Source organism: Brachybacterium nesterenkovii (assembly GCF_900163655.1).
Classification (GTDB): domain Bacteria; phylum Actinomycetota; class Actinomycetes; order Actinomycetales; family Dermabacteraceae; genus Brachybacterium; species Brachybacterium nesterenkovii.
On sequence record NZ_FWFG01000065.1, the window covers coordinates 1 to 8,866 of the forward strand.

10 protein-coding genes are annotated in these 8,866 nt (G+C 72.8%); 2 read left to right on the forward strand and 8 right to left on the reverse strand.

The annotated features are described in order from the left end of the window. The first annotated feature begins 42 nt into the window (after positions 1 to 42). Both FM110_RS07530 and FM110_RS07535 read left to right on the forward strand, forming a co-directional pair. Complete coding sequence (locus FM110_RS07530) at positions 43 to 498, forward strand: arsenate-mycothiol transferase ArsC (RefSeq protein WP_087104157.1); 456 nt, start codon at positions 43 to 45, stop codon at positions 496 to 498. 28 nt (positions 499 to 526) lie between these two features. Continuing rightward, complete coding sequence (locus FM110_RS07535; RefSeq protein ID WP_087104159.1) at positions 527 to 1,303, forward strand: alpha/beta hydrolase; 777 nt, start codon at positions 527 to 529, stop codon at positions 1,301 to 1,303. A 557-nt stretch (positions 1,304 to 1,860) separates the two neighbouring features. Here the strand turns inward: FM110_RS07535 and FM110_RS07540 are convergent. The 8 genes from FM110_RS07540 to FM110_RS07575 form a co-directional block, all read right to left on the reverse strand. Beyond that, positions 1,861 to 2,325: a hypothetical protein gene (locus FM110_RS07540; protein ID WP_087104161.1), complete on the reverse strand. Its 465-nt coding sequence runs from the start codon at positions 2,323 to 2,325 to the stop codon at positions 1,861 to 1,863. Then, positions 2,325 to 3,563, reverse strand: coding sequence for a serine hydrolase domain-containing protein (locus FM110_RS07545; protein ID WP_087104163.1), 1,239 nt, complete (start codon positions 3,561 to 3,563; stop codon positions 2,325 to 2,327). Before FM110_RS07545 ends, FM110_RS07540 begins: the two co-directional genes overlap by 1 nt. Before the next feature lie 2 nt (positions 3,564 to 3,565). Next, a complete protein-coding gene (locus tag FM110_RS07550) occupies positions 3,566 to 4,234 on the reverse strand; it encodes a helix-turn-helix domain-containing protein (protein WP_234992037.1) in 669 nt (222 codons plus the stop codon). A 551-nt stretch (positions 4,235 to 4,785) separates the two neighbouring features. Then, positions 4,786 to 5,196, reverse strand: a complete 411-nt coding sequence (dhaM, locus tag FM110_RS07555) for a dihydroxyacetone kinase phosphoryl donor subunit DhaM (RefSeq protein ID WP_087104167.1) — start codon at positions 5,194 to 5,196, stop codon at positions 4,786 to 4,788. Further along, the gene (gene dhaL, locus FM110_RS07560) at positions 5,193 to 5,864 is read right to left on the reverse strand and encodes a dihydroxyacetone kinase subunit DhaL (protein ID WP_087104169.1); all 672 of its coding nucleotides are present in this window, start codon (positions 5,862 to 5,864) and stop codon (positions 5,193 to 5,195) included. The genes dhaM and dhaL overlap by 4 nt, the downstream gene beginning before the upstream one ends. A gap of 4 nt (positions 5,865 to 5,868) precedes the next feature. Beyond that, positions 5,869 to 6,882, reverse strand: coding sequence for a dihydroxyacetone kinase subunit DhaK (gene dhaK, locus FM110_RS07565; protein WP_087104170.1), 1,014 nt, complete (start codon positions 6,880 to 6,882; stop codon positions 5,869 to 5,871). A 32-nt stretch (positions 6,883 to 6,914) separates the two neighbouring features. Next, a complete protein-coding gene (locus FM110_RS07570) occupies positions 6,915 to 7,412 on the reverse strand; it encodes a hypothetical protein (protein ID WP_087104171.1) in 498 nt (165 codons plus the stop codon). A gap of 494 nt (positions 7,413 to 7,906) precedes the next feature. Further along, positions 7,907 to 8,323, reverse strand: a complete 417-nt coding sequence (locus FM110_RS07575; RefSeq protein WP_087104172.1) for a hypothetical protein — start codon at positions 8,321 to 8,323, stop codon at positions 7,907 to 7,909. Between the last annotated feature and the right edge of the window lie 543 nt (positions 8,324 to 8,866).

Below are 8,866 nucleotides of genomic sequence, written 5' to 3' on the forward strand. Positions count from 1 at the left end.
GCATCCCCGTCGCCCCACCGCCGCACCGACCCAGGAGATCCGATGACCCCCGACACCGCAGCACCAGTCGTCCGCCCGTCCGTCCTGTTCCTCTGCGTCAAGAACGGCGGCAAGTCCCAGATGGCCGCGGCCCTCATGCGGCAGGTCGCCGGGGACGCCGTGACCGTCCTCTCGGCCGGGACGCGCCCGGGCGATGCGCTGAACGAGGCCTCCCGTGCCGCGGTGGAGGAGATCGGCGCCAGCTTCGACGGCGCGCGCCCCCGGCCCATCGACCCCGCCTGGCTCGACAGGGCCGACCGGGTGGTGGTGCTGGGCACCGAGGCCGTCATCGAGAACACGGGTGCCGCCCCGATCGAGGTCTGGGACACCGATGAGCCCTCCCTACGCGGCATCGAGGGCCCCGAGCGGATGCGTCTGATCCGCGACGACATCCTGGCCCGCGTGCGCGCCCTCGCGAACGAGCTCGGCGTCGAGGACCGCGGCCGCGCGGGGAACTGACGGCCGCTGCAGGGGAGAGGGTGACCCCATGATCCGCATGCGCGTCGACTTCTTCTCCGAGTCCCTGGCCATGGGCACCTCCGCCGTGGTGCTCCTGCCCCAGAGCGCGGCCGGCCAGATCGGCCTGGACGCCCCCGCGCCCCAGGGCGCCCCGCCCGTGCTGTACCTCCTGCATGGCCTCTCCGACGACTGCACCATCTGGGAGCGCCGCACCTCCATCGAGCGCTACGCCTCCGATGCGGGCATCGCCGTCGTGATGCCCGAGGTCAGGCGGTCCTTCTACGTCGATGAGGCCGTCGGCGAGAAGTACTGGACGTACATCTCCGAGGAGCTGCCCGAGATCATCGGCCGCTCCTTCCGCGTCTCGCAGGCGCGGGAGGACGCGTTCGTCGCGGGGCTGTCGATGGGCGGCTTCGGCGCGCTCAAGCTCGCCCTGATCCATCCCGAGCGCTTCGCCGCCGCGGCCAGCCTGTCGGGCGTCGTGGACCTCGCTGGGAGCCCCATCGTCTCGGACCCCCGCTTCGGGAACCTCGCCGAGCGCGTCTGGGCCGGCGCGGACATCGCGGGCACCGCCGACGACATCCCCGGCCTGCTCCGGGCCGCCGCGCCCGGAAGCCTCCCGCGCCTCTACCTCGCGTGCGGCACCGAGGACTCCCTGATCGACGCCAACCGCGCCGTGATCGAGCTGGCCCGCGAGCGCGGGCACGAGCCGACCGTGTCCCTCGTTCCCGGCGTCCACGAATGGGGACTGTGGGACCGTGAGATCCGCGCCGTCATCGATTGGCTGCCGATCCGGGAGCGCTGAGCCGGGGTGCCGGTGGCGGTGCTGGAGGGGCGGTGCTGAGCCGGGAGTGCTGAAGCGGCGGTGCTGAGCCGGGGTGCCGGTGGCGGTACTGAAGGGGCGGTGCCGGTGGCGGTGCTGAAGGGGCGGTGCCGGTGGTGATGCCGTTGGCCGGGAGCGGCGGCGTGGTGCGGGTACGGCTACGGCTGGTCGGCGGCCGGCGGCGGTGCGTGGCGGAGCCTGGAGTGCAGGGGCGGTACCGGGGTGGTGCGCAGCCGGGGCGGTTCGGTCCACACCCGGACGCGGAGTCGTGCGAACGGTCCGGAATCGGGGGGCGATGGCGGAGGGGTCGTGCGAACGGTCCGGAATCGGAGTGCGGTAGCGGAGTGATCGCACGACCATGCCGCACCTGGTCGTGCACAAGGTGCGCTACGACCTGCCGATAGCGGAGTGATCGCACGACCAGCGCTGACGAGGATGGCGCACGACCAGCGCTGACGACGACGGTGCGCGCCGCGACCGCGATCGCCGTCGGGCTCCGTGCCCGCTCTGCCGCGAGCGAGTCCCGGCCCGGCCACGGTTCAGCCGCCCGCGATTCCCGAGCCTGCGATGATGCCGGTCGATACCGCGGCCGCCACGAGCAGGACCGACACCCCCAGCTGGAGCATCGTCGGCCGCGTCGCCCGGCGCACCCGTCGGCGATCCCGGTGCGCCGAACGACGCTGCGGATCCCCCCGGGGAGGCAGCGGTGCGGCTGCGCGCTCCTGTTCCTCCGACGATGCCACCCGGCCGCGCAGCAGCGCGATGATGCCGACCACCGCCACTGCGCACAGCACCGCCCACCAGGCGACGGCGAGCGGACCGGCGACCGGCACGGCCAGCGTGATCACGGCCAGGAAGAATGCCGCGCTCAGCATGGTGTCGAGGGTCCTGAGCGGGTGCAGGCGTCCGACCGCGGTCGAGCCCAGCAGCCCCAGCAGCGCGATGGCCAGGAACGCCACGACCATCAGCGGTGCGAGGGCGGCCAGCAGGGTGCCGATGTCCATCAGATGACCTTCCCGTCGAGGATCTGCATCCACGTGCGCTCGTCCGTGGGGCGAGCCGTGTCCGACAGCAGCACCCAGCCGCGCCCCGTGTCCGGGCTCCATCCGCAGAAGCTGGCGAACCCGCCCGTCTGGCCGTTGTGCCAGACGGCTCGCGCCCCGCTGTCCAGGGGCTCGAGGAACCAGGAGACGGCCACGTGAGACCCCTCCTCGCGGGTGGCGATCGGCTCGAGGCCTGCAGCGCCAGGGTTCGAGCCGTCCATGAGGGAGCGCAGATACGCGATCATGTCCGCGAGGTTCGAGCGGATGCCGCCGGCCGGGGCGAAGCCCTCGAACGTCCACGGCCCGGTACGGCGTCCTGATGCAGTGCGGCCCCGCGGGGCGTCCTGCGCCAGGGCGTCGAGAGTGATCGGTGCGCGCGTCGAGGGCATCCCGAGCGGCCTGAGGATCCGCTGGGCCAGCAGGTCCTCCCACGGGGAGCCGGTCGCCTCGGCAAGGAGGTGCGCCGCAAGGGACGGTCCCAGGTTCGAGTAGGCGACAGTGCCGCGGCCCGAGATCTCCGCCGTCAGTGCCATGTCCACGACCTCGTCGGCGTTGAAGCCCGTGTACGGATCGCGCCGCAGCGCATTGCGCCAGATCGAGCTCGTCGTCATGGCCGAGGGCAGACGCGGCAGCCCCGAGGTGTGGGAGACCAGCTCGGCGACCGTCACGTCGGCGATCGCCGAGCCGTCGGCGCGCGAGCCCAGGACGTCGGCCACCGTCGTCTCGAGGGCGATTTCCCCGCGCGCGACGGCGGCCATGACCAGCGCGCCCGTGAACGTCTTGGACACCGAGCCGATCTCGAACTCGCGGTGCTGATCGGCGCCGAAGCCGGTCCAGCGCACGGCACCGCCCTCGATGAGCGCTGCCGTGACCGTGCGGCAGCCGTCCAGGTACGGGGCGATCTCGGCGGCGAGATCGGGATCGCCCTGCGGTGCGCCCAGGCGGGAGGGAAGGGGGCCGACGGCCGCTCCCGTGGCGGCGAGCGCCGCGGTGCCGAGCGCGCCGACGGTCAGGACCGTCCGTCGGGAGGGGCGCGCGAGGTCGGGCGCGGGAGAAGGGGCGGAGGAGGGGGCGTGCGTGTTGCTCGCGTCGTCGCTCTTGGCCTTCGTGCTGCCGTGCCTCGCGGAGCCGTGGATCGCGCTCCCGCGCCTCTCGGGGCGGGAGGCGGGGGAGCTGTGCGTGGACTCGTCCTGGGGCATGGTCAGCTCTCCTCGAGCGCGATGACGATGGACAGCAGCGGAATGATGCGCGAGGCCGGGATGGCCCAGGTCCCGCGGCGCGGGGAGGTGACCCAGCCGGCGCCCTGGAGCAGGTTCAGGTGGTGGTAGGCGACGCCCGTGGAGCCGAGGGTCAGCTCGTCGACCAGCTGGGCGACGGTGCGCTCGCCGTCCAGCAGCAGGCGCAGGATCGATAGGCGCAGCGGGTGGCCGAGGGCGGCGGCCCGGTCGGCGCGCTCGGACCAGTCCGCGGCCAGGAGGTGCTCGGCAGGGCGCGCCCATTGGTAGCGGATGGGGCCTGCGGGCAGGTCGACGGCGCCGGCGAAGACGACGCCGCCGGGTGCGGGCACGTTCTCCGCGAGGGCGTTCAGCGCCCAGAACTGCGCCGGCAGCCGCTCGTCGAGGGCAGGGCGGGCGTGCCGCGGGGCGGCGGTGTCGGCGGTCCCGTCGCCCTCGGCCCCGTTGCCCGCGGCGGCGGTATCGGGGCCGGGGGCCGATGGGGCCGACGCCGTGCGTTCGAGGTCGGTGGTGGGAAGGGTCGCGGCCGGGGCGTGCTCGATGAGTCGTCCGACCAGTGCCTCGAGTCGGTCCAGGCGGGCCCGGAGGTCGTCGGCATCGCTGCCGGGCTCTCGCCGTGTGCGCTTGTCCGTCACGGTCGCCCCTCTCGTCATCAGGCGGGCGGCATGATGCCCGACTCACGTTATTCCGTAGCTACGGAATAACGTAGAAGAGGGTGTGCGAGGCGTCAACCGTCCTGGCCGAGCAGTGCGGTGCCCGGCGCGCTCCGCTCCCAGGGGCTGCATGGCGACCGGGGCTCGCGCGATGACCAGGGGAGTGTCGTGCGAACAGTCCGCTATCGGGGCTCTTCAGAGTTGAGTGTGGGGTGAGGCGTCGAGACCGCCGGTGAAGAGGAGCATGCGGAGTCGGTAGTGGAGTGAACGCACGACGATGCCGCTCCGTGTCGTGCGAACGGTCCGGTATCGGAGGGCGATGGCGGAGTGATCGCACGACCATGCCGCCCCGTGTCGTGCTAACGGTCCGCTACGACCTGGCGATAGCGGAGCGATCGCACGACCGCTGCCGGGACGGCGCGCGTGGCGTGGCGTGGCGTGGGACGGTGCCCGCGGCGCAACGTGGCGTAGGAAGGTGCCCGCGGCGCGCCGCGGGGTGGCACCCATGGCGCGGCGCCGACCGCCCGCCCCCGTCAGCCGCCCGTGACCTGCATCCTCTTGGCCTCCGCCGCGAGCTCGGCCTGGGTGGCGACCTCCTCGCGGTCGGCCCCGCCGGCAGCGGTCACGGCCGCGCCGATCAGGCCCTCGACCAGGGGCGCCCAGCTCAGGCGCACCCGCGCGGCATCGTCCTCGTCGAGCATCTCCACGGCCATCTCGGCAGACATGATCGCCGAGCCCAGGTCCATGAGCACCACCACGCCCTGATCGTCCATCGCCGCCTCGATCGCGGTCTGGATGGCGGCGGCATCGGTGCCCAGCTCCGTGTCGGACAGCCCCGCGGCCACCTCGATCCGCGGCCCGCCGGAGCGGAGCATCTGGGAGGCGAGGTCCACGGCGGCGGTCGCGAGTGGCCGCGAGTGCGAGACGACGACGATGCCGGTCACGACGCCGCTCCGTCGTCCGAGCCCGTATCGGACCCACCGGCGAGCGTCTCCACGGCCGCCTGCCAGATCAGCGCGGTCGACGCGGCGCCCGGGTCGATGTGCCCGGCGGAGCGCTCGCCCAGGTAGGAGGCGCGGCCCTTGGTCGCGACCATCGGCTCCGTCGCATCCCGGCCCGCGGCAGCCGCCTCGGCCCCCGCGCGCAGCGCATCGGCCAGCGACCCGCCGGCGCGCCCGAAGGCCTCGAGCGCCGGCATCCACGCATCCAGCATCGTCTTCTCGCCGATGCCCGCCTTCCCGCGCGCCTCGATGCCCTCGACCCCGGTGGACATCGCGCCCAGCAGGGACGCGGCGTCCAGCTCGGTGGCGCCCTTCTGCGAGGTGCCCATCCGCAGGTAGAACGTGCCGTACAGCGGGCCCGACGCCCCGCCGACGGAGGACACGAGCGTCGACCCGACCCGCTTCAGCAGGGCGTCGACCGTCTCGAAGTCCTCGTCGAGGACACCTGCGACGGCGGCGAACCCGCGCTTCATGTTCGTGCCGTGGTCGCCGTCGCCGATCGCGGAGTCGAGGTCGGACAGCTCTGCGGCGTGCTCGGCCATCAGCTCGCCTGTGCGCCGCAGCCACGCGATGAGGTCGGGGACGGTCACGGTGGTCTTGCGCTCGGTCATGGGGTCACTCCTGGATGTCGTCGGCGGACCAGTGCAGCGCCGGGGAGTGCACGGGGGCGTCCCACAGCGCGGTGAGCTCATCGTCCAGACGCAGCAGCGTGATCGAGCAGCCGGCCATGTCGAGGCTCGTGATGAGCTCGCCCACCATATGGCGCGACACCTCCACGCCGCGCTCGGCGAGGACCTGCGAGGCCTCCTTGGCCATGATGTACAGCTCGATCAGCGGGGTCGCGCCCATGCCGTTGACCATCAGCAGCACGGGGCCCTCGCCCGGCAGCTCCGCGAGGATCGGGTCCAGGAGCTTCTCGGCGATCTCGCGGGCGGAGGCGACGGGCTCGCGGCGCCGCCCCGGCTCGCCGTGGATGCCGATGCCGATCTCGATCTCGTCGTCGCCCAGCTCGAACGACGGCTTGCCGTTGGCGGGCACGGTGACGGGGGTCAGCGCCATGCCCATCGAGCGTGCGCAGGCGTTGACGCGCTCGGCCACCTCGGCGACCTCCTCGAGGCTGCGGCCCTCCTCGGCGGCGGCGCCGGCGATCTTCTCCACGAGCACGGTGCCGCCCACGCCGCGACGCCCCGCGGTGAACGTGGAGTCCTCGACGGCGACATCGTCGTTCGTGATCACCTGGCGCACGGCGATGTCGTCCTCGGCGTCGGCGAGCTCGGCGGCCATGTCGAAGTTCATGACGTCGCCCGTGTAGTTCTTGACGATGTACAGCACGCCCGCGCCGCGGTCGACGGCCTTCGTCGCCGCCTGCATCTGGTCGGGGACGGGGGAGGTGAAGACCTCGCCCGCGCAGGCGGCATCGAGCATCCCGCGCCCGACGTATCCGCCGTGGAGGGGCTCGTGACCGCTGCCGCCGCCGGAGACGATCGCGACCTTGCCCTCGTCCTTCGGGGTGCCGCGTAGCACCACCCTGTTCTCGTGGTCGATGCGCAGGGACGTCGGGTGCGCGAGCGCCATGCCCTCGAGGAAGTCCGCGACGACGGTGTCCGGGGAGTTGATGAGCTTCTTCATGGGCACGACGCTACACGGCTTCGTGACCGGCGTCACGCGGTCCTCGGAGTCGGTGAGAGCGGGGACCGGGGCGGTGCTGCCGGGGCGGTGCTGGGCCTGCCGGGGCGGTGCGACGGCGGCCGGGCAGGCGCTGCGGCGGCTGGGCGGGTCGGCCCGGGCGTGCCGGCAGGGCTTCGGGCCGACGGGTCTTCGCGCCGCCAGGCCTTCCGGTGCGTCGCCAGGATCTTCGCCGCCTTCTCGCGGGACACCGGCCTGAGCAGGGCGATGATGCCCATGATGAGCGTGACGAGCGGGGCGATCATCATCGACCACGCCAGCGACGGCACGAGCGGGATGAACAGCCAGGTCGGAAGCTGCGCGCCCGTGTCGGAGTAGAACGTGGAGACGACGCTGCAGGCCAGTGCGACCACCAGCAGGGCGAGCGTGATGCCCGCGAAGATCATGACGTTCCGGGAGACGTGCGCGGCGACCGGGTTCTTGCGGCCGTTCGATGTCGCGGTGATCAGCATGACGAGGGGTGCGATGAGCATCCCGAAGAACGGGACCAGGACGATGAGTCCGATGGTCCAGGCGCTGCGCCCGTCGTTCGCGGCGGTGGTCGGGAAGTCCTCGGCGCGGTGGAAGGGGCGGCGGTGCCGCCGACGCCCTCGACCGTGGGCCAGCAGTTCGTGGGCATCCCGGGGCCGCCGGTCGGGGCCGCGGGGGAGCTTGGGGCGGCGGAGGCGTTGGTGGCGGCAGGGTTGCTCGGACCAGCGGGGGCGGTCGGCTGCTGCGCGGTGCGGGCGCCGGCTGCCGTCGGCTCCTCGGCGGGGGCGTCTCCGTGGGCATCCGCTGTCGCTGCCTCGGGAGCGGGGGCATTCCCCCGGGAATCCGCTGTCGCGCGCTGCGGAGCGGAGGCCTCCGGCGCCACCGGTTCATCGGTCGGAGCCTCGAGATGGGCCGGAACGCCGCGATGCGGCGGAGTCCCGCCGGAGATCTCGGAGGCCTCGCCGTCGGGTGGCTGCGGGATGCTCATGCGCCGAAGCTAGCGCACGCCCGCGTGCTTGGCGAGGATCCGCGCGGCCTTCTCGCGCGACACCGGCACTGTCAGGCCGACGATGCCCATGATGAACGCGACGAGCGGGCCGACGATGATCATCCAGATGCCCAGCGGAGCGAAGACGAACGGGCCGAAGGCGTTGAAGAACGGTTCGACGTCGGAGCCCGCGTTCTCGAGCGCGATGCCGATGCCCATGATCGCGAAGAACGCTGCGGTGCTCAGCACCAGCGAGGCGCCGAAGAGCGCGGCATTGCGCCCGGTGCGGCGGGCCACGGGGTTCTTCCGGCGCTGCATCAGACCGCCGATGATCATCGCGATCCCGCAGACGATGGCGCACGCGCCTGGGAACCCGACGACGGAGACGAGGCCGAGCGCCCACCCGAGGCGACCGTCGTTGCTCACGGTGGTCGGGAAGTCCTCGGGGCGGTCGAAGGTCGGCGCGGGCGGCGCGGCCGAGGCGGGAGGGACGGAGGCATAGGGCTGCTGATGCGGATACTTCGGGTGCCCGGGGGCGACGGGCTACTGGTACGGGTGCGCTGCGTCGGCATGCTGCTGGTAGGGGTGCCCGAGTTCGACGGGCTGCTGGTACGGGTGCCCGGGGTCGAGGGGCTGCGGCGATCCGGGGTATGGCGGCGGCGAGGTCGTCATGAGCTGACCCTACCGGCGGCAGGTGACGCCCTGGCGACGGCACGACGGCGCGGGGACGACCGCATGGCGGAGCGCGGCACTGGGACCGTGACAGCGGCTCATCGGGAGCGGGCATCGGCTTACTGGAGCGAAGTGGATCGGTCGATTCTCGTCGGAATTCGCCCCGCATTCCGACGAGAATCGACCGATTCGGGCAGTGATTCCGACGAAGATCGACCACCGCGCTAAGGGACACACCCCATCGCGGGGCGTGATGCGGGGGTGAGGGTGATGAAGGTGCGGGGTGTGATGCGGGGG